This is a genomic window from Limnobaculum allomyrinae (genome assembly GCF_016649425.1).
Lineage (GTDB): Bacteria > Pseudomonadota > Gammaproteobacteria > Enterobacterales > Enterobacteriaceae > Limnobaculum > Limnobaculum allomyrinae.
Window position 1 is genome coordinate 248087 of the sequence record NZ_JADRCR010000004.1, and the last position, 25742, is coordinate 273828.

General features: G+C 45.4%; 23 protein-coding genes. 16 read left to right on the top strand and 7 right to left on the bottom strand.

Features of this window, described 5'->3' with window-relative positions:
- Positions 1 to 396: 396 nt before the first annotated feature.
- The gene (locus I2494_RS10045; protein WP_218466706.1) at positions 397 to 2721 is read right to left on the bottom strand and encodes a Tex family protein; all 2325 of its coding nucleotides are present in this window, start codon (positions 2719 to 2721) and stop codon (positions 397 to 399) included.
- 162 nt (positions 2722 to 2883) lie between these two features.
- Between I2494_RS10045 and greB the strand changes: the two genes are divergently transcribed.
- From greB to envZ, 3 genes are all read left to right on the top strand, one after another.
- Positions 2884 to 3369, top strand: coding sequence for a transcription elongation factor GreB (gene greB / locus I2494_RS10050; protein ID WP_218466707.1), 486 nt, complete (start codon positions 2884 to 2886; stop codon positions 3367 to 3369).
- A 197-nt stretch (positions 3370 to 3566) separates the two neighbouring features.
- Positions 3567 to 4286, top strand: a complete 720-nt coding sequence (gene ompR / locus I2494_RS10055) for an osmolarity response regulator transcription factor OmpR (RefSeq protein WP_130593198.1) — start codon at positions 3567 to 3569, stop codon at positions 4284 to 4286.
- Positions 4283 to 5611 (top strand): two-component system sensor histidine kinase EnvZ, encoded by a 1329-nt coding sequence (gene envZ, locus I2494_RS10060; RefSeq protein ID WP_218466708.1) that lies wholly within the window; start codon positions 4283 to 4285, stop codon positions 5609 to 5611. Before ompR ends, envZ begins: the two co-directional genes overlap by 4 nt.
- A 104-nt stretch (positions 5612 to 5715) precedes the next feature.
- Here the strand turns inward: envZ and pckA are convergent, their stop codons facing one another.
- The 4 genes from pckA to I2494_RS10080 all read right to left on the bottom strand — a co-directional run bounded on the left by pckA (position 5716) and on the right by I2494_RS10080 (position 11236).
- Positions 5716 to 7338 (bottom strand): phosphoenolpyruvate carboxykinase (ATP), encoded by a 1623-nt coding sequence (gene pckA, locus I2494_RS10065; protein ID WP_267081266.1) that lies wholly within the window; start codon positions 7336 to 7338, stop codon positions 5716 to 5718.
- A 221-nt stretch (positions 7339 to 7559) separates the two neighbouring features.
- On the bottom strand, positions 7560 to 8444 hold the full coding sequence (gene hslO / locus I2494_RS10070) for an Hsp33 family molecular chaperone HslO (RefSeq protein WP_218466709.1): 885 nt from the start codon (positions 8442 to 8444) through the stop codon (positions 7560 to 7562).
- A gap of 47 nt (positions 8445 to 8491) precedes the next feature.
- Positions 8492 to 8896, bottom strand: a complete 405-nt coding sequence (hslR, locus tag I2494_RS10075) for a ribosome-associated heat shock protein Hsp15 (RefSeq protein ID WP_218466710.1) — start codon at positions 8894 to 8896, stop codon at positions 8492 to 8494.
- A gap of 159 nt (positions 8897 to 9055) precedes the next feature.
- Positions 9056 to 11236, bottom strand: coding sequence for an IgaA/UmoB family intracellular growth attenuator (locus I2494_RS10080; RefSeq protein ID WP_218466711.1), 2181 nt, complete (start codon positions 11234 to 11236; stop codon positions 9056 to 9058).
- A gap of 347 nt (positions 11237 to 11583) precedes the next feature.
- Here I2494_RS10080 and nudE point away from each other — a divergent pair, with 347 nt between their 5' ends.
- Positions 11584 to 12144, top strand: coding sequence for an ADP compounds hydrolase NudE (gene nudE, locus I2494_RS10085; protein ID WP_218466712.1), 561 nt, complete (start codon positions 11584 to 11586; stop codon positions 12142 to 12144).
- Positions 12145 to 12209: 65 nt separating this feature from the next.
- On the opposite strand, the gene I2494_RS10090 is transcribed toward nudE, so the two are convergent.
- Positions 12210 to 14828: a PBP1A family penicillin-binding protein gene (locus I2494_RS10090; protein WP_218466713.1), complete on the bottom strand. Its 2619-nt coding sequence runs from the start codon at positions 14826 to 14828 to the stop codon at positions 12210 to 12212.
- A gap of 133 nt (positions 14829 to 14961) precedes the next feature.
- Here I2494_RS10090 and pilM point away from each other — a divergent pair, with 133 nt between their 5' ends.
- The 12 genes from pilM (at position 14962) to trpS (ending at position 25046) form a co-directional block, all read left to right on the top strand.
- A complete protein-coding gene (gene pilM, locus I2494_RS10095) occupies positions 14962 to 15825 on the top strand; it encodes a pilus assembly protein PilM (protein ID WP_218466714.1) in 864 nt (287 codons plus the stop codon).
- A complete protein-coding gene (locus I2494_RS10100) occupies positions 15825 to 16370 on the top strand; it encodes a PilN domain-containing protein (protein ID WP_218466715.1) in 546 nt (181 codons plus the stop codon). Before pilM ends, I2494_RS10100 begins: the two co-directional genes overlap by 1 nt.
- Positions 16367 to 16930, top strand: coding sequence for a hypothetical protein (locus tag I2494_RS10105; protein WP_218466716.1), 564 nt, complete (start codon positions 16367 to 16369; stop codon positions 16928 to 16930). Before I2494_RS10100 ends, I2494_RS10105 begins: the two co-directional genes overlap by 4 nt.
- Positions 16927 to 17289 (top strand): hypothetical protein, encoded by a 363-nt coding sequence (locus I2494_RS10110; protein WP_218466717.1) that lies wholly within the window; start codon positions 16927 to 16929, stop codon positions 17287 to 17289. The genes I2494_RS10105 and I2494_RS10110 overlap by 4 nt, the downstream gene beginning before the upstream one ends.
- Positions 17290 to 17292: 3 nt before the next feature.
- Positions 17293 to 18627 carry a DNA uptake porin HofQ gene (gene hofQ / locus I2494_RS10115; protein WP_228350915.1) on the top strand — a complete coding sequence of 445 codons (1335 nt, stop codon included), beginning with the start codon at positions 17293 to 17295 and terminating at the stop codon, positions 18625 to 18627.
- 360 nt (positions 18628 to 18987) lie between these two features.
- Positions 18988 to 19506, top strand: a complete 519-nt coding sequence (gene aroK, locus I2494_RS10120; protein ID WP_218466718.1) for a shikimate kinase AroK — start codon at positions 18988 to 18990, stop codon at positions 19504 to 19506.
- Positions 19507 to 19561: 55 nt separating this feature from the next.
- On the top strand, positions 19562 to 20647 hold the full coding sequence (aroB, locus tag I2494_RS10125) for a 3-dehydroquinate synthase (protein WP_218466719.1): 1086 nt from the start codon (positions 19562 to 19564) through the stop codon (positions 20645 to 20647).
- Between the two features lie 76 nt (positions 20648 to 20723).
- Positions 20724 to 21683: an SPOR domain-containing protein gene (locus I2494_RS20620; RefSeq protein WP_218466720.1), complete on the top strand. Its 960-nt coding sequence runs from the start codon at positions 20724 to 20726 to the stop codon at positions 21681 to 21683.
- A 78-nt stretch (positions 21684 to 21761) separates the two neighbouring features.
- On the top strand, positions 21762 to 22580 hold the full coding sequence (gene dam / locus I2494_RS10135) for an adenine-specific DNA-methyltransferase (protein WP_218466721.1): 819 nt from the start codon (positions 21762 to 21764) through the stop codon (positions 22578 to 22580).
- A gap of 88 nt (positions 22581 to 22668) precedes the next feature.
- Positions 22669 to 23343, top strand: a complete 675-nt coding sequence (rpe, locus tag I2494_RS10140; protein WP_218466722.1) for a ribulose-phosphate 3-epimerase — start codon at positions 22669 to 22671, stop codon at positions 23341 to 23343.
- The gene (locus I2494_RS10145) at positions 23340 to 24032 is read left to right on the top strand and encodes a phosphoglycolate phosphatase (RefSeq protein ID WP_218466723.1); all 693 of its coding nucleotides are present in this window, start codon (positions 23340 to 23342) and stop codon (positions 24030 to 24032) included. Before rpe ends, I2494_RS10145 begins: the two co-directional genes overlap by 4 nt.
- A gap of 9 nt (positions 24033 to 24041) precedes the next feature.
- Positions 24042 to 25046, top strand: a complete 1005-nt coding sequence (gene trpS / locus I2494_RS10150) for a tryptophan--tRNA ligase (protein WP_218466724.1) — start codon at positions 24042 to 24044, stop codon at positions 25044 to 25046.
- A 74-nt stretch (positions 25047 to 25120) separates the two neighbouring features.
- On the opposite strand, the gene I2494_RS10155 is transcribed toward trpS, so the two are convergent.
- Positions 25121 to 25705: a dual specificity protein phosphatase family protein gene (locus tag I2494_RS10155; protein ID WP_218466725.1), complete on the bottom strand. Its 585-nt coding sequence runs from the start codon at positions 25703 to 25705 to the stop codon at positions 25121 to 25123.
- Positions 25706 to 25742: the final 37 nt, after the last annotated feature.

The window sequence follows — 25742 nt, forward strand, 5'->3', positions numbered from 1 at the left end:
ATGCCATGAGATTCACTAAGCGTAAATAATTATTACTACCTTTGTCTACCAATATAAGTGGGAATAATAGGAAGAGGGCGGTAGATCGAGGAAGTGATTAAAAAATGTGATTTTTAATGCATTGATTATATTGTGATTAATTTACCTGATAGGGTTGGATATCAGGTAAAAAGATGACCGAAGTTACTATTAATTAACAACTAAAATAAATTAATTAAGCTTATTTAATAAGTGATTAGGTCGAATTTGTTATTACTATTTATCACAAAAGTTAATAATATAATGTTTAAATAAGTTAATGTGTATTTTTTGATTTATATCAAACGGAATAATATTCACGGCTGCAGTCAGAAAATAGTTGTTCATCAGCAGCCGTGATAATTTATTACATTTCTATCAGCGTTTCATTTTATTTAACGCTGCAGCTAATGCATCACCCATGGCACTATTGTTGCCGCCAGAGGCTGGTTTCGCCTTCTGTGGTGCGGAGCGACGCTGTGGTCTGCTATCGTTGTCAGTCGGTGCTGATTTCCGGCTGTTACCTTCGCCTGGCTGTTCATCTAAGCGCATAGACAGGGCGATACGTTTACGGTCCAGATCGACTTCCATCACTTTGACTTTAACGATATCACCGGCTTTCACCACGGTATGCGGGTCTTCAACAAACTTATCTGCCAGAGAAGAGATATGTACCAGACCATCCTGATGCACACCAATATCCACAAAGGCTCCAAAATTAGTCACGTTAGTGACTGTGCCTTCCAAAATCATACCGATATTGAGGTCGTTCAGGGTTTCTACCCCTTCAGCAAAATTCGCGGTTTTAAATTCCGGACGTGGGTCACGGCCTGGTTTTTCCAGCTCTTTCAGGATATCGGTAACCGTCGGTACACCAAAACGTTCATCGGTAAAGTCAGAGGCTTTGATACCGCGCAAGGCGTCAGGACTCCCCATCAGATCGTGCAGCGTTTTCTGTGTTGCCTGTAAAATACGTTCAACTACCGGATAGGTTTCCGGGTGAACTGTTGAGGCATCCAGCGGGTTATCGCCCTGATTAATACGCAGGAAGCCCGCACATTGTTCAAACGCTTTCGGGCCTAAGCGGCTAACATCCATCAACTGACTACGGTTATTGAAACGACCATGGGTATCGCGCCAGTCGACAATATTTTGTGCAATTACCCGGCTTAAACCAGCAACCCGGGTTAACAGAGGAACAGAAGCGGTATTCAGATCGACACCAACGGCGTTTACGCAGTCCTCAACCACCGCATCCAGGCGTCGAGCCAACAGTGTTTGGCTAACATCATGTTGATACTGACCAACGCCAATGGATTTCGGTTCAATCTTAACCAGTTCTGCCAGCGGATCTTGCAGGCGACGGGCAATAGAAACGGCGCCACGCAAAGATACGTCCAGATCGGGGAATTCCAGTGCGGCCAGCTCAGAAGCAGAATAGACCGATGCTCCCGCCTCACTAACGATAACTTTTTGACCTTTTACTTCCGGATACTGGCGTTGCAGATCAAGATAGAAACGTTCAGTTTCTCTTGAAGCCGTACCATTACCAATGGCAACCAGCTCTACGTTATGTTTGATACAGAGTGCCGCAACAATAGCGGCGGCTTTGGCAGCCTGACCGGTATGTGGATAAATGGTATCGGTGGCAACCAGCTTACCGGTTGCATCAACCACGGCAACTTTCACACCGGTGCGCAGGCCCGGATCCAGACCCATAGTGGCACGCATCCCGGCAGGTGCCGCCATTAACAAATCTTGCATATTACGGGCAAAAACGTTGATGGCTTCATCTTCAGCCCGTTCTCTCAGGCTACCCATCAACTCAGTTTCCATGTGCATCAAAATCTTGATGCGCCATGTCCAGTTAACTACCGCCTTACGCCAGCTATCTGCCGGTGCATTATTCAGGCGTAAGTTCAGATGGTCGGTAATAATTTGCTCACAATAGCTTTCACGCGGTGGCTCATCATGCTGTGGATCGGCATTCAGAGACAGGCTCAAAATACCTTCATTACGACCGCGGAACATGGCCAGCGCGCGGTGAGACGGCGTTCCGGAAATAGGCTCTTGGTGGGCGAAGTAATCGCGGAATTTTGCCCCTTCCTGCTCTTTGCCTTCCAGCACTCGGGAGGTCAGATAAGCATTCTTCCACAAGTATTCACGTATTTTGCTGAGCAACGCGGCATCTTCTGAAAAGCGCTCCATCAGAATATAGCGGGCACCATCCAATGCGGCTTTGGTATCCGCCACGCCTTTGTCACTGTCTACGTAAGAGAGTGCGGCTTGTTCGGGGTCTTGCTGAGGATCTTGCCATAATGCGTCCGCCAATGGCTCCAGACCGGCTTCGATAGCGATCTGCCCACGAGTGCGGCGTTTAGGTTTATAGGGCAGGTAGAGGTCTTCCAGCTCGGTTTTACTCATGGTGCCATTGATAGCGGAAGCCAGCTCGTCTGACAATTTGCCCTGTTCGTCAATGGATTTCAGAATCGTCTGGCGACGGTCTTCCAGTTCGCGCAGATAGACCAGTCGGGTTTCCAACTGTCTGAGTTGAGTATCATCCAGCCCGCCAGTGACTTCTTTACGGTAACGGGCAATAAAGGGAACGGTGTTGCCCTCATCTAATAAGTTAATGGTGGACAGAACCTGTTCAGGTCTTACCTGTAGCTCATTGGCAATAGTGCGACTTAATAGATTATTCATAAACCCTATATTTGTCTGAGTGAAAAATTAGAGTCGTTATACGGATTACTGAATAAAAATGCCAGAAGAAACCAACACAAGGCTGGCTGAATCACTATAAACTAAGGTGAAAATATTCTGATTAAGCTACAATTTGAAATAGTTTGAAGTGCAGAGAATCTAATGGCAAAAAGTAATTACATCACCCGTCAGGGCTGGGAAGCGCTGGACAAGGAATTGAAGTATTTATGGCGTGAAGAGCGTCCTGTCGTGACTCAGGCTGTGTCTGAAGCTGCCGCGATGGGAGACCGTTCTGAAAACGCGGAATACATCTACGGTAAGAAACGGTTGCGTGAAATTGACCGCCGGGTTCGCTTTCTGACTAAACGTTTGGAAGTACTGAAGATTGTTGATCCAAATCCTCAGCAAGAAGGTAAAGTGTTTTTTGGCGCCTGGGTTCAGGTGGAAAACGAAGAGGGGGAGACTAACGTTTTCCGGTTAGTGGGGCCTGATGAATTTAATCCGGCAAGAAAATGGATCTCTATTGACTCGCCAGTAGCTCGGGCACTGATTGGTAAAAAAGTGGATGATGAAGTGAGTGTGGAAACACCGAATGGCCGGGTGAGCTATTGGGTGTTGGATATTCGCTATCAACCCTTTGACGAATAGAACGGTTTTGAAAATCGGTGAACCATGCGGATAACAAGGGTTTATCGACGGGCGTTATGGCGCAAACCAGACACAAGTTTACAGTGATTAATCTTTGTAACAATTTTCCCGTGTCAGTTATGCAAATTGTGTTGTCTCAGCTAAACCTATTTGAGATTTGAGTTTAGCGGTTCACAGGAAACCTTTGGAGCGAAATCATGCAAGAGAATCATAAGATTCTGGTCGTTGATGACGATATGCGTCTGCGTAGTTTATTAGAACGCTATCTTACCGAGCAGGGCTTTCAGGTACGTGGTGTTGCGAATGCCGAACAGATGGATCGGTTATTAACCCGCGAGTCTTTCCACCTGATGGTACTTGATTTGATGCTCCCCGGTGAAGACGGGTTATCCATTTGCCGCCGTCTGCGCAGCCAGAGTAATCCGATACCTATTATTATGGTTACCGCCAAGGGTGAAGAAGTTGACCGTATCGTCGGTCTTGAAATTGGTGCGGACGATTATATTCCGAAACCATTTAACCCAAGAGAACTATTGGCCCGAATTCGTGCAGTGTTACGTCGTCAGGCCAATGAGCTGCCCGGAGCTCCATCGCAGGAAGAAGCCGTTATCGTATTCGGTAAGTTCAAGTTGAACCTGGGTACCCGTGAGATGTTTAAAGACGATGAACCTATGCCATTAACCAGCGGTGAATTTGCGGTACTGAAAGCATTGGTAAGCCATCCGAGAGAGCCGTTATCCCGGGATAAATTGATGAATCTGGCACGTGGACGTGAGTACAGCGCCATGGAGCGTTCTATCGACGTTCAGATTTCCCGCCTGCGCCGTATGGTGGAAGAAGATGCGGCGCATCCGCGTTATATCCAAACCGTATGGGGATTAGGTTACGTATTTGTGCCGGACGGTAGTGCTGCATGATTTTTTGGCGGTTCCCTCCCCGCAGTGCGGTCGCCCGTACTTTATTATTGATTGTCTCTTTGCTGTTTATCAGCCTGGTGACGACCTATTTTGTAGTGTTGAATTTTGCTATTTTGCCAAGTATTCAACAGTTTAATAAAGTATTGGCTTATGAAGTGCGGATGTTAATGACTGACCGCTTAAAGCTTGAGGATGGAACTTATTTGATCATTCCTCCCCAATTCCAGCAAGAGATGTACCGGGAATTGGGGATTTCATTACACACAGATGCATCTGCCGAAGAGAGTGGATTGCGCTGGTCGCAGCGCTATGACTTTCTCAGTAAGCAGATGGAGCAACAGCTCGGTGGACCAACAGAGGTTCGTATTCAACTGGGGAATCACTCTCCGGTAGTGTGGCTGAAAACAGAACTTTCTCCTAAGGTTTGGGTCAGGGTTCCTTTGACGGAGATACGTCAGGGGGAGTTTGCTCCTCTGTTTCGCTATACCCTGGCCATCATTCTGATGGTTATTGGGGGCGCCTGGCTATTTATACGGATTCAGAACCGACCGCTGGCGGATCTTGAACATGCTGCCCAGCTGGTAGGGATGGGCATGACCCCCCCGCCATTACGTGAGTATGGCGCATCAGAAGTGCGCTCTGTTACCCGGGCATTCAATCGTATGACCTCCGGCGTTAAACAATTAGATAACGATCGTACGTTGCTGATGGCTGGCGTTAGTCATGATCTAAGAACGCCACTGACTCGAATTCGTCTGGCAACTGAGATGATGGGGTCGAAAGAAGATTATCTGGCGGAATCGATTAATAAAGATATTGAAGAGTGTAATGCCATTATTGAACAATTTATTGATTACCTGAGTACCGGTAGAGAACAGCGTACTGAACCGGGTGATATCAATATTATTTTGGCCGAAGTGGTGTCTGCCAGTGGGTTGGATCAGGAGATTGCCACCGATTTATATCACGGTGAGTTAATTGCTAATATTCATCCACTCTCCATTAAACGCGCAATTGTTAATCTGATTGTCAATGCTTCCCGCTATGGCAATGGGTGGATTAAAGTTAGCAGCGGTAGGGAAGAGGGGCGGGTTTGGTTTCAGGTGGACGATGATGGCCCCGGTATTCCTGAAGATCAGTTAGAAATGTTATTCCAGCCCTTTGTTCGAGGGGATAGTGCTCGTAGCATTAGCGGTACTGGTCTGGGATTATCGATCTTACGTCGTATCATTGATGGCCATGATGGTGAGATCATGATGGGAACCAGCGAGCGTGGTGGGTTGAGTGTGAGGATTTATCTGACGGAGAGTAAGTCTGAAGAGTAGCGCTGATTGAGGCTTTGATATATAGCTGAACCACTCAAATTGTATTCTTAATATAAAGGCGCCAATTGGCGCCTTTATATTTTTTAACTAACAACGGATCACTATTACTTCACTTTTGGGCCAACCGCCACCAGTGCTGCACCAGCAGGGGTATCGGTATATTTATCAAAGTTAGTGACAAACAGATCTGCCAGTTTCTCCGCTTTCTCTTTCCATTCTGCTTCACTGGCGTAAGTATCACGCGGATCCAGAATTGCTGGGTTTACGCCCGGCAGAGAAGTTGGAACTGCCAGGTCGAAGATTGGCAACTGGATAGTGTCTGCATTCTCGATCTCACCATTCAGGATTGAGTCGATAATAGCGCGGGTATCTTTAATAGAGATACGCTTGCCGGTACCGTTCCAGCCGGTGTTAACCAGATAGGCTTGTGCGCCAGAGGCTTTCATTCTCTTTACCAATACTTCAGCATATTGGGTTGGGTGTAATGAAAGGAATGCGGCACCAAAACAGGCCGAGAAGGTTGGTGTTGGTTCAGTAATACCGCGCTCAGTACCTGCCAGTTTTGCAGTAAAGCCAGACAAGAAGTGATACTGGGTTTGGTCAGGTGTCAGCTTAGATACCGGAGGCAGAACGCCAAATGCATCCGCTGTTAAGAAGATAACTTTTTTCGCATGTCCCGCTTTAGAAACTGGCTTAACGATGTTTTCAATGTGATAGATTGGATAGGAAACGCGAGTATTCTCGGTTTTTGAACCATCATCAAAGTCTACGCTGCCATCTGCACGTACGGTGACGTTTTCCAGCAGGGCATCACGTTTAATAGCGTTATAGATATCAGGCTCGGCTTCCTGAGAGAGTTTGATGGTTTTTGCGTAGCAGCCGCCTTCAAAGTTGAATACACCATCATCATCCCAACCATGTTCGTCATCACCAATCAACTGACGTTTTGGATCGGTTGAAAGCGTGGTTTTACCGGTACCGGACAGGCCGAAGAATATCGCCACATCCCCTTTATCACCCACGTTGGCAGAACAGTGCATAGAGGCAATGCCTTTTAATGGCAGCAGATAGTTCATGATGGAGAACATACCTTTCTTCATTTCGCCGCCGTACCAGGTGCCGCCGATCAGTTGGATACGTTCTGTCAGATTAAAAGCAACAAAGTTTTCCGAGTTCAGACCCTGTTCTTTCCAGTTAGGGTTGGTACATTTTGCGCCGTTCATAACGATAAAATCTGGTTCAAAACTTTGCAGTTCTTCATCCGTTGGACGAATAAACATGTTTTTCACGAAGTGAGCCTGCCATGCCACTTCAGTAATAAAGCGTACTTTCAGACGAGTATCGGGGTTAGCACCACAGTAAGCATCAACCACAAACAGGCGTTTACCGGATAGTTGGTTAGCAACCAGTTTTTTCAGTTCGCCCCAGACAGCAGGAGTGATAGGTTTATTATCGTTTTTACCTTTGCCCTGATCTGCCCACCAAACCGTATCACGGCTGGTGTCATCACGAACGATATACTTATCCTTTGGTGAACGACCGGTGAAAATACCGGTATCTACTGCTACAGCGCCTAAGGTTGTTACTGTTCCCTTCTCATATCCCTGTAAATCAGGGCGAGTCTCTTCTTTATACAGGCAATCATAGCTTGGGTTGTACACTATCTCAGTGGCGTCTTGGATACCGTAGGTAGTCAGAACTTGGGGAGTGATACGATTTGTGCTCATAATTTTTCCTTAAAAAGATGAATACTGATGTTTATTGTAAAGGCTTTCCTGACGGTGACTGAGATAACTATCAAGGATCGGCACATTGTTCTAAATTTTGATAGAAGATGCGATCCACATCTCGGTAATTGAGAGGTGAAACGATTAACAGAGGGATATGAGCAGAGAATAAAGATAAAAATGCCGGGAATAACGATATTTCATTCCCGGCAAAGCGTGTATTAATGACGCGTGTCGTTTTCTAACGTCGTACTGCCATTTAGTCGTAAGGCATCAATATCCATTTTTTCAAACAGATAGTGGTTACCACAATAATCACAGTGGATATCAATATGCCCCTCTTCAGCAATCAGAGCATCCAGCTCATCCTGTGGGAGAGCCATTAAGGCTTGAGCGCTACGCTCTCTGGAACAAGTACAATGGAAGCTAACCTTCTGGCCATCGAACAGCGTGACATCTTCTTCATGGTATAGACGGTGCAGAACTTCTTCGACGTTTAGAGAGAAAAGTTCTTCCCCTTTAATGGTTTCCGTTAACGTAGCCAGATGTTCGAAGTCATCATCATTACCTTTGTGGGCAGGCAGAACCTGTAATAGCATACCGGCAGCGGCAGCTTGCCCCTGATAAGCACCGGTTCTGATAAACAGGCGAGTAGGAAGTTGTTCAGACTGAAGGAAGTAAGCCTCAATACATTCAGCGACGGTTTCACCCTCCAGGCCTACGACACCCTGATAACGTTCACCTTCTTTAGGAATGATAGTAATAACCAGATAGCCATTACCAATCATTTGTTTTAGCGTGAAGTTATCACTGACTTCTCCCTGGAGACGGGCAACACCGCGCATCTCTTGTAGGTTATTGCCGTTAATCACCGCCAGCTTAACCGGGCCATCGCCCTGAAGTTGAACAGTGATATCACCGTCAAATTTTAGCGTAGCGGTAAGTAAGCTGGTGGCAACCAACATTTCGCCCAGCAGGCGCTGTACCGCAACCGGATAATCATGGTTCTCGAGAATTTGACAATAGGTATCACTGAGCGAGATCAGCTCACCTCGAACATCATGTTTTTCAAATAAATAGCGGTGTAACAGATCTGCGTTTTGCATGGATTTTCTCTCGTTAGGGTAATGGCTATTCTCAATAAAGCTGGAGATTATTCATCATCACCATATTTAAATTTTATCAGATTACGGCGCTCTTTCTTGTCCGGACGGCGATCCGGATGAGGCATGGTTAATGCATTCAGCTTACGTGCCTGAGAAATGTTTTCTCTTTTAGTCACACTTTCCGCAGTTTCATGATAAAGCTGCTGCGCTTCACTGGCTCCCCGGCGCTGCATACTCAAGGCATTAACGATAATAGTTCTTTCATCGTTTCCTTGTCTCAGGCGAATTTCAGCACCGACTTCCACCAGTTTGCTGGGTTTGGATCGCTGGCCGTTGTAATGCACCTTGCCACCATCAACCATTTCTCTGGCAATCGCTCTGGTTTTATAAAAACGAGCAGCCCAAAGCCACTTATCGAGCCGAATATCCTGTTCTTCGGGTGAGTTTGCCATCACTGATTCTCCTGAGTGGCTCTGGCAAGAGGTGGAATAGATAACTTCACTATTGCGCCTGCCGGATGCATGGAACGGGGATGAAAATTGCCGATACTTCAACATATGGGCGAAATACAATAAATCAAGGTATTTCGCCCTGAGAGTGAAAAGCCAATATCAGCCTTGTTGGACGGTGTGTCTGAAATCCTTGGCAAAACAGCGATCGTAATAGTCCTGAATTTTTTCTGTCCGGTGGGCGTTCTTGCGTAGCCGAATAATAAACAGCGCGATGTTATAAATCAGGCTAAGGGACATCACGATAAACAGAAGACTGGAACCGACATAACGCCAGAATGAGACCAGACTGGACTCACTGTGTAGTGAAATCTTGATGGTGCCATTCTCGATAGGTTGAATATCAATCACAATGCCACTGGAACGGAAGTGAGCGTTCAATAACTTGTTTGACAGGCGTTGTAACTCAAACCATTGTTTAATCGCCGTATTGTCATACAACGTATCCAATGGAATGCTTGGATGGGTCAATTCCTTGAGTTCGTCACCGTCTACCATCTGTTTTTCATCGTCATCATTACGAATATAAAATCCACCTTTTGGCTTATTGTATAGCGCCTGTGCTGCCTGGTGAGTCTGGCTGTAGAAGAATGATGAAACAATAGAATTAACCTGTGATCGGAGCGTATCTGCTGCCACAGGGCGCAGGAAAACATCCGTGTCTTTCAATGAATGAATCTGTGATTTCTCGACCAGTTCATCCCAGTCTTTTTCATTACTTAGAATCAGCAATGAACTTTTTAGTCGACGGCAGTCTCCGGAATCTTTACATAACTTCTCGGTTTTTATCACAATATCTGAAAAGTCAGGCACTACCGTCATTCCTGCGCGTTCAGCCGTTCTGGCCAGATCAGGATTATTTTTTATTGCCTGATTATTTAGCGGATTAAGCTGATAGTTCATCGTATCCAGCAGCGCAATGGCGTTATCAATCACCTCTGATGAGGGCAGAGAAGGCAGATTAACAGAACCCCAATACATTTCTGTACAGTCAAAAGGCATAAAAGGATAAACGATATCACTACGGTAAATGGCAGGGATGCTGCACATACCAGAACCCTGAACGGTTAAGTGATCGCCAATTTCGACTTGTGAAGCTTTAAGCTGCTCAGGGGAGGTTACATTAATATTTTTTGAACCATCCAGCAGAGCCAGGCTAAGCTCCAGAGGGCGCTTCATAGGAACTGAGGTTAGCAATAAAAGGATAACCAACAGTGAAGATAGCGCCAGTACCAGATTTTTTCCCCAGTGGAACAGCGGAAAATTAACCGATTCATTATGCAGTGAGAGAAATTTACCCTGCTTCACTACATAGCGGTTCAGATAAATATCAATGTTGGTTTTATGATCGAGGTCGTAACCCACATAAGGCTGCCAGTGCGGTGGATAGATGAGGTCGATAGCCCCAATAGAAATATTGGTTAACTGGCCGTTATCTGACTCGCCAAATAATCCCCAGCGCTTAGGAATACCGCGTAGACAGTGGATATTATATTGAGTTTGCTTTAGTTCACTACGAAACATGCGCCAAATACCGAGGCCTAATAAGAGGATCGCCAGAGCAACCAGCCAGGGTAAAATTTCAGAGGAACTAATCAGGCTAAAGAAAAAGATAATGTAAGAGAGGGCGATAATGAGTGACTCACACACCTTCTTTTTCGGTTTCAGGTTGTACTCTGCTGTCGTTTCTTTGCGTAAACGAATTAACTCAACGTTATCGCTGTTTTCTTTATCTTTTGGCAGCGGATGTTTCAGTTGAGGTGCAGTAGCAGTATCAACCAAACGTTTAGACTGTACAAAATCAGTTAGCTTATGGCCATTAAGTGAGATAACCAGCGGAATGGTTTGTGTTTTAACGATCTCAACCTGATTAGTATTTTCAATATACTCAATCCATTCAGGTTCTAAATAGACTTCTATGCCGTCAATGTAATAGCGTTTTATATTCTCTTTATCGTCGGAGGACGGTAACGACATAATCGACGAATTAGAAGCGTAAACATTGTCGCTGTAGGGCATCAGGGCTGATTTCAGAAAATGGCCTGATTTATTGCCCTCTTTACGCACTTTTTCTATATATTCCAGATATTCGCTGATAGCCAGCGTTTCGTCTGTTGATAATTTACGGGTGCTGTTATGTACAAAAGGCAGATGGCTGGCTTGGGATTGACTGTTTTTCGCCCTCCAGTGAATAAACCATTGATAAAACCCTACGCCGGACAGCGCAATAAAAATGATAAGCAGTAACAGGGTGAATATGCTTATATCATCACTGGGTAACATGGATAACTCTCACTCGTTGGCCTGCCATTCTGTCATATATTGATTAATAATTAGGGGTTATACTTTTTGTTCAGAGAGCAACCGTCAGAGACTCTCTTGTCTGCACATTTTTAGCGCATCAGTTTTGTTTATCCGTACTATCTTATAGTTAGTTGGCGATGGTATCAAAAAGCAGATGTAAACTTTTACTTATAGTAAAGTGGTATCAGCCAGAATACAAAGCCAGTAAGATGAATTGCGGGCCACTTCCAAAATATTGTCATATTAATACTTCATATTGTCAGTAATAATAAGTATAAGCCAGCTAACATTATTGCATGAAAGGAATTATCCCCGAGGTCCCATTAATGAGTAAAGTGCAACAAAAACCCCAGATACTAAATGTCGAGACAATCGCGCGTTCTCGTATGTTTCGTATTCAGTCAGTTGATTTAGCTTTCAGCAATGGAGAAAACCGGGTTTACGAACGACTGTTACCGGAAGGTCGTCAGGCAGTGATGATCGTTCCTGTGAGTGGTGATGATATTTTATTGATTCGTGAATATGCTGTAGCCATTGAAGACTATGAGTTGGGTTTTCCTAAAGGTTTGGTCGAGCCGGATGAAGATGTGCTGGTTGCCGCTAACCGTGAGCTAATGGAAGAGATTGGCTATGGTGCGAAAAAACTGACCGTATTATCAAAGCTGACACTGGCACCGACCTACTTTGCCAGTACCATGACGATTGTGCTGGCTGAAGATCTCTATGTCCAGAAACTGGAAGGGGATGAGCCGGAACCATTGACGTTGGTGACCTGGCCTCAGGAAACCATGCTTGATTTACTGAACGAGACAGATTTTAACGAAGCGCGTAACGTTAGCGCACTGTTTTTAGCGCGGGAATATCTACGCCAGCGAGTTGAGCTGTAGTATTAATTAAATAACAAAAAGGCCGTTCAATTGAACGGCCTTTTTACTAACGATGTTAAAATTTATCAGAACAACTCATGGGTGTTGCCACCGCTGTCGGTCACGGTAGTACCAGCCTCAGAGTAAGCGCGGGCTGTCGGCTCAGTACCTTTAATAAAGTATTCCGAACGGCTACGACCTCCGCTTGGGAGCTGCCCTGTAGACATATCTATCGTCACACTAATAATGCCTTTTGGCTGTGGTGTGGCCTGCACGGGTAGACCATTCAACGCTACCTTCATGAAGTCAATCCAGGCTGGCTGAGCACTTTGTGCACCCGCTTCACCACGACCCAACCCACGACGGTGATCGTCAAATCCTATCCAGACTGACGTGACGGTAGATGGACCAAAACCAGAGAACCAGGCATCTTTTGAACTGTTAGTGGTACCGGTTTTACCACCGATATCATTACGTTTCAGATCCCGTGCTGCACGCCACCCGGTACCATTCCAACCGCCACCAGGCTCACCAGAGATATCGCTTTTCAATGCATCCTGTACCAGGAAGGCTAGCTCTGAACTGATAACGTGGGGCGCATAAGGGTCAGCCGGTGGAACTTTCGACGGATCAATTTTCGGCAGGTTTGGTACTGGCGTAATATCGTTAACCGCATTTTCAGTTAATGGGTCGACATCGTCTGAACTATCATCAGCCGGGTCTGCTGGTTCCGGATGAGCGACAGAACCAGCAGCAAGAGCGGCAGCAGCTGCTGCGGCATCTTCCGCACTATGTAGATCAACGGTATTACTTACCAACGCCTGAGATTTTGCCGTTTGGCCATAAACCACTGGAATATCACAGGTAAAGCCACAGGCAACTTTAGGTTTAGCACCAAAGATAATTGCACCGGTATCATCTTCAATCTTGGAGATGAAATAAGGATCAACCAAATAACCCCCGTTGGCAAACACGGCATAACCACGAGCTAATTGCAGTGGAGTAAATGATGCCGCTCCCAGTGCTAATGACTCAGTTCGTGAAATGTTTTGTTCCGGGAAACCAAAACGCTGAAGATAGTCTGCGGCGTAATCCACACCAATGGCGCGCATTGCACGAACGATCATGACGTTTTTGGATAAACCTAAACCAACCCGTAAACGCAGCGGCCCTGCATAAGTAGGTGGTGAGTTTTTCGGTGACCAGGTTCTGCCACCACCCACGTTTAGCGTAATCGGCAAGTCGGTTAACAATGTAGAAAGGGTCATCCCTTTATCCAATGCTGCCGCATAAACAAATGGTTTAATGTTAGATCCTGCCTGACGTACAGATTGGGTTACCCGGTTAAATTTGCTTTGGTTAAAATCAAATCCGCCCACTAAGGCTTTTATAGCACCATCATGTGGATCTAATGAGATTAACGCAGAGTTTACGCCCGGGATCTGCGATAGCATCCAGTTTTCACCGCTCTTACGAATCCAAATCTGTTGACCCGCTTTAACCACATCGGTCACTTTCCTTGGACTGGCACCCATTGCCCGATCGTTAATGAATGGTCGAGCCCAGCGCATTGCCGAGAAAGGTAAAGCCAGGGTTTCGCCATCATGAAGCATCAGGGTAGCCTGTAGGCCTTCCGCTTTTGTCACTACCGCTGGAACCAGAGGTCCGTAACTGGAAACGCCTTTAAGGAAATCAACAATCTGCTGTTTTTCCCACGGCGTTTCTGCCCCTTTCCACAATACGTGTTCCGGGCCGCGGTAGCCATGGCGTATATCGTAATCGATGATATTGTTGCGCACGGCATCAGTTGCTGCAGTCTGCAAAGACTTGGTAATCGTGGTGTAAACCTTGTAACCGTCGGTATAAGCATTCTCACCGAATCTATCAATCATTTCCTGACGCACCATTTCTGCCAGATAAGACGCAGTAAACGCCACCTCTGGTTCATGGTAGTTAGCGACCAACGGTGAATTTTTGGCTTCCATGTACTCTTGCTGGGTAATGTATTTCTCTTCCAGCATACGATAAAGCACGGTATTACGACGAACCAATGCCCGATCGGGGTAGTTGATTGGATTGTAGCTGGATGGCGCTTTCGGTAAACCGGCGATCATCGCCATTTCACTTAACGTCAGTTGGCTAACATCTTTACCGAAATAGACGTGTGCAGCGGCACCAATACCATAAGCCCGTGAACCCAAATAAATTTTGTTCAGATAGAGCTCAAGAATCTCATCTTTGGTCAACGATCTTTCGATACGAATGGCCAGAAAAGCCTCTTTTGCCTTACGAGTAATGGTCTTCTCCGGGCTAAGGAAGAAGTTTCTTGCCAGTTGCTGAGTAATGGTACTGGCACCTTGCTGGGCAGAACCTGCACCAACGGCAACGACCAATGCGCGAGCAATACCAATAGGATCAAGACCATGGTGCTCATAAAAACGGCTATCTTCTGTTGCCAGAAATGCATGAATTAATTGAGGCGGCATTTGTTTAAGCGTCACCGGAATACGGCGCATTTCACCAAATTGAGCAATGAGCTCTCCCTCTGCGCTAAATACCTGCATAGGCATCTGTAGCTTGACTTCTTTTAACGTTGAAACATCCGGTAGTTCCGGTTCAAGGTATTTATAGAGGCCAAAAATCGCGCCAATTCCCAAAAAAAAGCAACAAATTGCAATGATGAACAAATACTTTACGAACTTCACCTGATAATTCCCATGCAATGGACATTGAGTGGTTTATAAACAATCGGCCGATAGTATAAAGGCAACACGACATTGTGGATACGTTCTTTTATCGATGGATAAGAGAAAATAAGGGAAAGGAGATTTCTGGAATATGAATACTTGGCAGGTTGGCTTAGATATTCAGGAAGATAGCTTCTGTGCACTGGCAGTACAACGCAGGCGATATGGTTGGCAACTGCGTCACTGGTATTATCAGGCGGTTTCATCCTCAAGCATTGGCGATAAAACGGCGATGCTATCACCAGAAATCATGACGGCTCTGAGTGAATGGCGTCGTAATTTACCAAGGCGTGTTTCTTTACGAATTGCACTACCGGCCGACGTCATTTTACAACAATCAATAAAATTACCTGAACCGTCTTTATCCTTACAGGAACAAACATGGTTAGTAGAGGCATCCATGAGTAAGTTGTTTCCATTGGCTGCACGTGAATTGGCGGTGGATTATCGCCTCATCTCTCCAGTGAATTCTGAACAGTCAGACAGCGGGGAAATCATAGTAAGTGCAACCCGGAAATGGGTTATTGAACATTGGAAAACCGAGCTGGCTCGTGCCAATATTTTTCCTGACATTATCGATGCCACACCTTGCGTATTACGCTATATGGCATTGTCTGGTGGCGTACCTCCTGACTCGCTGTTGGTTCATCAGATGTATGAAAAGTATCTGTTAGTTTCACCGCTTAATCATCCTTTCTATTATCAGGTTATTCCAGATAACTCGATGACAGTTTTAGAACGTATCGAGTATGCCCGGCAGACTTACCAACAAATCAGTGACTATGCTGTTGATCGGGTTAGCTATAGTGGCTTTCCGTCACCAGATATTTTTCCCTCTCATATTCAATGCTGGTCACCTTTGGTGGCTCTACAACAAATGCAGCCGCCGCTACCTGACACGCCTCAACAGTTTGTTCTGGCATGTGGTCTGGCGTTACGTTCAGAGGATTGCTGATGTTTCAGGTAAATTTTTTACCCTGGCGTGTCCAGCGACAAAAAAAGGCGAGCCAACGTTTTGTTGGAATGGCTTTTTGTTATGCGATAGCCACATTACTTTGCCTGAGTGCCTCCTATTTTACGGCAAGCAGCCAGCAGCAAAAACTCTCTCAACAGTTAACAGAGATAACGGCATCGAATACCGCCAGACTGAATGAAATTAAACAAACTAAGGATATGCAACAGGCTGCTTTGGTCTTAACTCAGTTACAACATCAGACTCAGCAAATCAGGCAACACACTCTCTTATTACACACATTATTTATCGATATTGAATCTGCTTTGCCGGAGTCGCTTTGGTTGAAGAGAATTATGTTTAAAGAGGAGAAGCTAGAGATTGAAGGTCAGGGCAATGACTATTTGAGCATTATGGCGTTTCAGCAAAAATTAGGTCGTTCATCATTAATAACAGGACTTCAATTGGGAAAAATGATGGCTGTAAATGCGGAATTTTCTTTGTTTTCTTTTACCCTTATGGCCAATCGGACAGGGGTTACGTTGTGAAAAGAGGAGCACACATTGATTGGCAATATGTGATTTTTGCTCCGTTATGGTTGCGCCATTCCATCATAGCTGTGATCAGCGTGCTGATATGGATTCTGATTCGGTATTTACTGGTTATTCCATTGATGGAGGGTAATCAGCAGCTTCAAAGACAGTTAGAAAAAGTAGAGCGACAGGCGGAGGCTTACCAACAGCAGTGGCGCGCTCTGCCGGAAAACGACCTGTTAAAAGCGCAAATTCAGCAGGCTAAGAGTGAACTTCAGCCATATCAATCTGATAACGGTGCCGGATTTATTCACATAATTACCGGATATCTTTCGGCATCAGGTTGTCAGTTGATGGAGATTGCAGCCCCTTCGGTTTCTCAGCAGGGAATGCTTACTTTATATGACTGGCAACTAAACGTAAGCGCTGACTATTTTCAATTCATTGAATTAATTCGATTGATTAATGACGGCTCAGGTTTAGTCGCCGTTAATCGCCTGATACTGGATGGTGGTCAGCACTTGACCATCAATATGACTCTTCGTTTATACCAGTTAAACCAGGGGGCCTCATGAAATGGCGCTTTATGGTTTTATCACTCCTCTTTTCTGCTGAAGTTTTAACGCAAGAAGAGCTTCGTCGTAATCCCTTTATGCCAGGTGAAATAACACAGTGCCCGGCAGCCATTGTTGAAGAACAGCAGCAACTCCTGAGCTGGCGTCTGCGCGGAGTGATTGGACGTGATGGAGACTGGTATGGATGGATACAAACTCAGGCTGGTGGTTGGATACGGATTGCCAGACAAAAGCCATTGCCCTTGTTTTACTGGCAACTGAACCATCTGTTGTATGGCAGCGCTCAATTTTCTGATAAATCAGCGGGAAGTCACTCTTGTCGTAGCCAAAACATCATTGAGCTTAAATTAAGGAAGTAACGAATGGATTTTTTTGTACACATGCGCTTTATCTGCCTGTGTGGTGCGCTGAGTTTGTCATTGCCGGTATACCCAACAGATGTTGTGCGAGAACCGGTGGATCTGGCGCCAGAAACCTCGGTTTCACTGGATTTTCAGGATGCACCGATAAGTGTGATATTACAGGCGCTGGCGGACTATCAACAGTTGAATTTAGTGGTAATGGACAGCGTAAAAGGCAAGTTGAGTATTCGCCTTAACCAGGTTTCCTGGCAGCAGGCGCTATCCGCTATTTTAAAGGCAGGTCAGTTGGATGCTGAATTGGATGGTAACGTGATGGTAGTTATTCCCCGTCAGGAGAAAGAGGCTCAGAACCAGCGTGATAAACAACGTCAGGAGCAAAAGACAGAAGAGCAACCGCTAACCGCGTTTAAATATCGGGTTCGTTATGCGGATGTTAATGAGCTGGCTAAGTTGCTCAACGCTCAAAAAGGTCACTTTCTGTCCGATCGGGGAAGTGTTGTTGCCGATGCAAGAACCAATATCGTTATTGTACGTGACGTCGCATCGGTGATAGCGCCAGTAGAATCTTTTTTACAGGAGATAGATAGCCCGCAGCCACAAGTATTGTTGACTGCTCATATTGTAACTATCAGTCATGAAAACTTGCAGGAACTCGGCGTCAGGTGGGGATGGGGAGGTGAATCACCGTCCGAGGGAACCCGTATCAATAGCCAGTTTAATGTAGCATTGGCAGCAGGTTCACCTGCGGGGCAAATAGGTTTTCAGGTTGCACGTATAGACGGACGTTTGTTGGGATTGGAGCTATCAGCCATGGAGGCTGAAAGCAGTGTGGATATTATCGCCAGTCCAAGGCTCATGACGATAAATCGACAGACCGCCAGTATCAAACAGGGAACAGAGATTCCTTATGAGGTTTCCAGTGGAGCCAGTGGCGCGACATCCATTGAATTTAAACAAGCGGTGCTGGGGCTTGAAGTGACTCCACAAATCTTTCCGGGAGGGCAGTTAGAACTGGCGCTACAAATTAGCCAGAATATGCCAGGAAAAGGACTGAAAAAGGGCGATGGCAGTGAAATTCTAACCATAGATACCCAAGAGATTAAAACTCAGGTTTCTGTGGCTGATGGAGAGACGATCGTATTGGGCGGCATTTTTCAGCAAAATAAGGTATCAGGAAAAGAGCAGGTTCCCGTGTTAGGTGACATTCCTGTTTTGGGCGCATTATTTCAACGTAATTCACATAAGCAGAGTAAACGGGAGCTGGTGATATTTATTACTCCGACCATTATTACCGCTCCGGCGATAATATCGTCAGGGAAAACATTAAATGGATAGCTGTCGGGAAAATATATTTTTTCATGATAATGCCCATTAAAAATGGCATAAATTGCCAGAGAGTTATTTATCAAACCGCATCCAAATTTGACGCGTAAGCCGATTTAGCTTACAAGTGTCTATCTGAAACCGGTCTGACATGAGGTTTGAGCCTAAAATTTGATGAAATTATTGTGCTCTGCCACCGAGAAATTGAGGTGTTAAAATTTATTAGGTTGCCAAACCACCTATAGTGTTGAGATAATTTCCAGTCTGATCTCACACATCATGCATATGAGGTTTCAGGTGAACTCCCGTTTATGTATTTACCTTACGGGGCGGGTTGTCATTAACGAATTATCTTAGTAATACCAATAAAATATGGCAGAGAAACGCAATATCTTTCTGATCGGTCCTATGGGTGCAGGTAAAAGCACGATAGGTCGTCAGTTGGCTCAACAGCTTAATATGGAGTTTGTAGACTCCGATCACGAGATTGAACGCCGTACTGGAGCTGATATAGCCTGGGTATTCGACGTAGAAGGCGAAGAGGGTTTTCGCGATCGTGAAGAAAAAGTTATTAATGAACTGACGGAAAAGCAAGGCATCGTCCTGGCTACCGGTGGCGGTTCTGTAAAATCAAAAGAAACCCGTAATCGTTTATCCGCACGCGGTATTGTGGTGTATTTAGAAACTACAATCGAAAAGCAGCTGGCTCGTACTCAGCGCGATAAGAAACGTCCTCTGTTGCAGGTTGATACACCGCGCGAAGTGTTAGAAACACTAGCGTTGGAACGTAATCCTTTGTATGAAGAGATTGCTGACGTCACCATTCAGACCGACGATCAAAGCGCTAAAGTTGTTGCAAACCAAATTATTCAGTTAATCGAAAACCGCTAATTTTTAATGTGTTCGTTTTGCATTAAATCTAAGAATAAGATTAAAAAGGCATGCTATGGAGAGGGTAAGTGTTACTTTAGGAGAGCGTAGCTATCCTATTACGATTGAGGCTGGTTTGTTTAGCCATCCGGATTCTTTTCTTCCTCTCCAGTCTGGAGACAAAGCATTAGTTGTTACCAATGAGTCTATTGCTCCGCTCTATCTGGAAACAGTAAGAAGGAGTCTGGAAACATTAGGTGTTATTGTTGATTCAGTAATATTGCCTGACGGTGAAAAATATAAAACACTGTCAGTGATGGATCAGGTCTTCACTCGCCTGCTGGAAAATAATCATGGTCGTGATACCACCTTGATTGCGTTAGGTGGTGGGGTGATTGGTGACCTGACCGGTTTTGCTGCAGCATGCTATCAGCGTGGCGTGCGTTTTATTCAGGTGCCAACCACACTCTTGTCTCAGGTTGATTCATCTGTTGGTGGCAAAACCGCAGTTAACCATCCGCTGGGTAAGAACATGATTGGTGCATTTTATCAACCAGCATCAGTGGTTATTGATCTCAACTGCTTGAAAACTCTCCCTAAGCGTGAACTCTCCTCGGGCATGGCTGAAGTGATTAAGTACGGCATTATTCTGGATACAGACTTATTTGATTGGCTTGAACAAAACATTGAACGATTGATGGCATTGGATGAGCAAGCGATGGGGTTCTGTATTCGTCGCTGTTGCGAAATTAAAGCCCAGGTAGTGGCGGCTGATGAGCGAGAAAATGGCGTCAGAGCTCTGCTAAATCTTGGCCACACCTTTGGTCATGCCATTGAAGCTGAAATGGGTTACGGTAACTGGCTACATGGGGAAGCGGTATCGGCAGGCATGGTAATGGCAGCCGAAACAGCCAAACTGTTAGGTACTTTTAATCAGCAAGATATTGATAGAATCAAACGTTTATTACAACGTGCCGATCTCCCGATTTACGGGCCTGACAGTATGAAACCAGAAGCCTATATTCCTCACATGCTGCGTGATAAAAAAACGCTGGCAGGTAAATTACGTTTGGTATTGCCAACGGCTATTGGTCAATCTGAAGTAAAAAGTGGCGTTGACCATCAAGTTGTGTTGTCAGCAATAGGAAATTGCCTGATATAATTCCAGCGCCTGCGATAGTTATTTTCATAGAAGCGTTGTTGTCGCGGTATATCAATTTATCTGAAGGGGTGGGAAAGTGCGAGTAGACGATCAAGACGACTTTGAATCTGATGAAATGAAACCGGACGTTGACGATCGTGTTGCACGTCGTGAGCGTAGCAAACCACAAAAGAGCGCATCGGTATCTCGTCAGCATATCAAGATTGGTATTGGTATTCTGGTACTGCTGCTTCTGATTTTTTTGGTGAGTTCAGCCTTGAAAGGGCCGGCGCCACAAAATAATGGGCCACGCGAAGTCAATTTAGGCGGAAGCTCAGGTTCTGGTACCGCGTCGCAACCAACGGATACTCCACCAGCTAATACGTCTTCACCACAGGAAATTACACCTCCACCGATTTCTGGTACGCCTACAGAGTCTCAACCGCTGCCGGGTACACCAAATCAACAGCGTGTTGAAATCCCTGGGGAAATAACGGATGCGTTGACTGCCCAGCAAGAGCAACTGAACCGTTTGAAAGAGACCGAAATGCCTGGCTCTGGTACACCGGCTACTGCGCCGGGGCAACAGCCAGCGGGTACTACACCAGTAAAAGCACCGGCTCAGAATTCTCAGCCAGCGACAACCTCTCCACGGCCAACGACCCAGCCTAAGCCGGTAAGTCAGCCAACGACAACACCAAAAACAACCACACCAAAAGCGAGTGAAACACCTGCTGCGCCTGTTGCTAAGGGCTCCACAACGCCAGGCACAGTCTCCGGGCTGTCAGCTATTCCTGCAAATCGAGTGACATTGCAGGTGAGTAGTGCCTCTCGTTCCGATACGTTGCTAGCTTTTGCTAAAAAGAACAACATGACGGATTACTGGGTGTATTCAACTCGTCGTGATGGCAAACCGTGGTTTGTTTTGGTCACTGGTAACTATGCTTCAGCCACGGAAGCCCGTTCTGCATTATCAGGCATGTCGAAAGAAGTTCAGGCAAACAAGCCATGGGTAAGATCTATGCAACAAGTGCATCAGGATCTAAAACAAAAATAACCATAAGATGAGCAAATGTGCTGCTTGAAACAGAGTGCAAAACGCCGTTGTGAATTGTATAAGTAGCTGACTCGCAGCATGAAAAAAAATCGTTCTTTTTTAAAATGGGCCGGGGGGAAATATCCCCTGGTCGATGAAATACGGGAGCATTTACCCAGAGGGGATCGTTTAATCGAACCTTTTGTCGGTGCTGGTTCTGTATTTCTTAACACCGATTATGATGAATATATTCTGGCAGATATAAATAGCGATTTGATTAATCTGTATGAGATTGTTAAAGAGTGTGCTGAGCAAGTAGTAAAAGATTCCCGAGAATTATTTAATGATGAAAATAATCAGGAAGCGGTTTACTACGAGTTGCGCAAAGAATTTAATCAAAGTCGCGATCGCTATCGTCGGGCGTTATTGTTTCTTTATTTGAATCGCCATTGTTATAACGGATTATGTCGTTATAACCTGAGCGGCGAATTTAATGTGCCTTTTGGCCGCTATAAGCGCCCTTATTTTCCTGAAGCTGAGATCTATTTTTTTGCTGAAAAAGCGAAGAGAGCTACATTCTTTTGTGAGAATTATGAGCAAACGATGATGAAAGCGTCATCAGGTGCCGTAGTATATTGCGATCCGCCTTACGCCCCTTTATCTGCTACTGCTAATTTTACTGCCTATCACACCAATAACTTCAACCTTAAAGATCAACAGCATTTGGCCTTGCTGGCTCGGAGTGTGGCTGGTAATTTAGGTGTTCCGGTACTGATCTCTAACCATGCAACCGAATTAACCCGTGAATGGTATAAAGAGGCCAAACTGGTCGTAGTCAGAGGGCGGAGAACCATCAGCCGTAATGTAACAGGCAGAACGAAAGTTGATGAACTCTTGGCTTTGTATCGCCCGCGTTGATTAAATATTCTGGCTGTAAGAACTTAAATATTCTTGAACCAGACCGTCCGTTTTTAAACAATGTTTTCGATAACCCATGGATATGTGCATGAATAAATTTCTGATAGCTCCTTCTATTCTTTCTGCTGATTTTGCCCGTCTGGGTGATGATACGGCGAAAGTATTGGCAGCCGGTGCGGATGTAGTGCATTTTGACGTTATGGATAACCATTATGTACCCAATTTAACCATTGGTCCGATGGTGTGTCAGGCACTGCGTGACTACGGTATTACTGCACCTATCGATGTGCATTTGATGGTGAAACCAGTTGATAGGATTGTGCCTGACTTTGCTAAGGCTGGCGCATCTTATATCTCTTTTCATCCTGAAGCTTCAGAACATGTTGACCGCACTATTCAATTGATTAAAGAACATGGTTGTAAAGCGGGGTTAGTCTTTAATCCAGCCACGCCGTTAAGCTATCTTGATTATGTTATGGATAAGCTGGACGTGATTTTATTGATGTCGGTTAACCCTGGCTTTGGTGGGCAGTCATTTATACCATCCACCTACGATAAATTACGTCAGGTTCGCAAGATGATTGATGACAGTGGTTTTGATATTCGTCTGGAAGTTGATGGTGGTGTTAAAGTTGATAATATCGGACAAATTGCAGCCGCAGGTGCGGATATGTTTGTTGCCGGTTCAGCTATTTTTAACCAGCCTGACTATAAGGCGGTTATTGATCAAATGAGACAGGAACTGGCGAAGGCCACTCAATGAGTATGTTTACCGGTATTAAAGGGGTAGGATTCGATCTTGATGGTACGCTGGTGAATAGTTTACCAGGTCTGGCTGCGGCTATTGATGCCACATTAAAATCGTTGGGTCTGCCTGTTGCCGGTGAAGAGCGGGTTTCCCACTGGATTGGTAACGGCGCGAATGTGCTGATTATGCGTGCATTGAACTGGGCCGGTGGCGAATCCTCTAAAGAGTATCAGGATAGTGCCCGCACTTTGTTTGACCGTTACTACAATGAATTTGTTGAATCGGGAACTCAGCTTTATCCTCATGTGGAGCCTACGCTGAAAGCGCTGGCCCGCAGCGGTATGAAAATGGCGCTGGTGACCAATAAGCCGACACAATTTGTTCGGCCTTTATTGAGTTCTTTGGGTATTTTAGACTATTTTAGCGTGATTATCGGCGGAGATGATGTGGTTGAAAAAAAACCTCATCCAGCCCCACTCTATCTGGTTTTAGGTCAGTTAGGCTTGAGAGCGGATGAACTGGTTTTTGTCGGTGACTCCCGCAATGATATTCAGGCAGGCCAGGCAGCTGGTTGCCCAACGATAGGATTTTCCTACGGATATAACTATGGCGAATCTATAGCACTAAGTCATCCCGACCGTGTATTAGCTTCATTCGCCGACCTCCTGCCCACTATCGGGCAGCTTACATCAAAGATGAATTAGGACGAAATCATGAGTAAACCCATTGTATTTAGTGGCGCACAGCCATCAGGTGAATTGACCATTGGTAACTATATGGGAGCGCTGCGTCAATGGGTTCAGATGCAGGATGAGTATGACTGCGTATACTGCATCGTTGACCTGCATGCGATTACCGTTCGTCAGGATCCGGAAAAACTGCGTAAAGCAACGCTGGACACGCTGGCGCTGTATCTGGCTTGTGGTATTGATCCGAAGAAGAGCACGATCTTTATTCAGTCTCATGTTCCTGAACATGTTCAACTGAGCTGGGTTCTGAACTGTTATACCTATTTTGGCGAGCTGAGTCGTATGACTCAATTTAAAGATAAATCCAGCCGCTATGCAGAGAATATTAACGCGGGTCTGTTTGACTACCCTGTGTTGATGGCGGCGGATATTCTGTTGTATCAAACCAATCAGGTTCCGGTTGGCGAAGACCAGAAACAACATCTGGAATTGAGTCGTGATGTGGCCCAACGTTTTAACGCACTGTATGGTGATGTGTTTAAAATTCCACAACCATTCATTCCTAAGTCAGGCGCCCGCGTGATGTCACTGCTGGAACCAACCAAAAAGATGTCTAAGTCTGACGAGAATCGTAATAACGTTATTGGCCTGCTGGAAGATCCAAAATCAGTGATGAAAAAGCTGAAGCGTGCGGTAACCGACTCCGATGAGCCGCCGGTGGTTCGTTATGATATTGAGAATAAAGCCGGGGTTTCTAACCTGTTAGATATCTTGTCCGGGGTAACCGGCAAGTCTATTGCAACGCTGGAGCAAGAGTTCGAAGGCAAAATGTATGGCCATTTGAAAACTGAAGTGGCTGATGCAGTAGCGAATATGTTGACTGAACTTCAGGAACGTTATCATCGTTTCCGTAATGATGAAGCTTTCTTGCAGCAAGTGATGCGTGAAGGCGCAGCTAAAGCCAGTGCACAGGCTAAGAAGACAATGGAAAAGGTGAATCAGGCTGTTGGATTTGTGGCGATGCCATAACTCATTTTTTATTATGCCGGCATTTCATTAAAAAGATGGAATGCCGGCATATAAGCACTTTTACTTCCGCTGCTTTATTCTACTGTTTCCGTTACCTGCTTGCGTATATCCTCTACGTCCACTTTTTCCAGATATTGAATAATGTTGTAGTAAGCCCATTGGTGATAACCAAACTCGGGTTTCTTTAGCTCTTCAATGGCATCCTGTTTTGACCAGCCAAGGAATACCATTCGGTACATTGCGACCATCAATCCGGTACGATCGCTGCCATGCCAACAGTGAATCAGCGCCGGTTTTGGCGCATGATAGAGTTGTTTCAGCGCCAGGATCACCTGCTCTTCGGTAAAACGACCGGCTTCCATAGGGATATGATAAAGCTTTAGCGAAGTACCTCTCGCTTCGCTGTTATCGGTATGGAAATTGCGCAGGTTAACAATGGATTTAACTCCGCGGCGTTCCAGCTCTTGCATCTGTTCTGCTCCCGGTTGGCCGGAGCGGTAGAGATCTTTATCCACCTGATAAAAGTTCTCCAGTGTGGTATCGCTTACTTTAGTTGCTGGTGTTGCACTGGTTTCAACCGGCATGGTGGCGATGGCAGAAGCAGAAGATAAAACCAGAAGGGCTGAGCCAATAACTCCGATCTTGCTGAAAATATTCATGAATAATCCATTTAATGGTAAATATGCCATAGCTCTT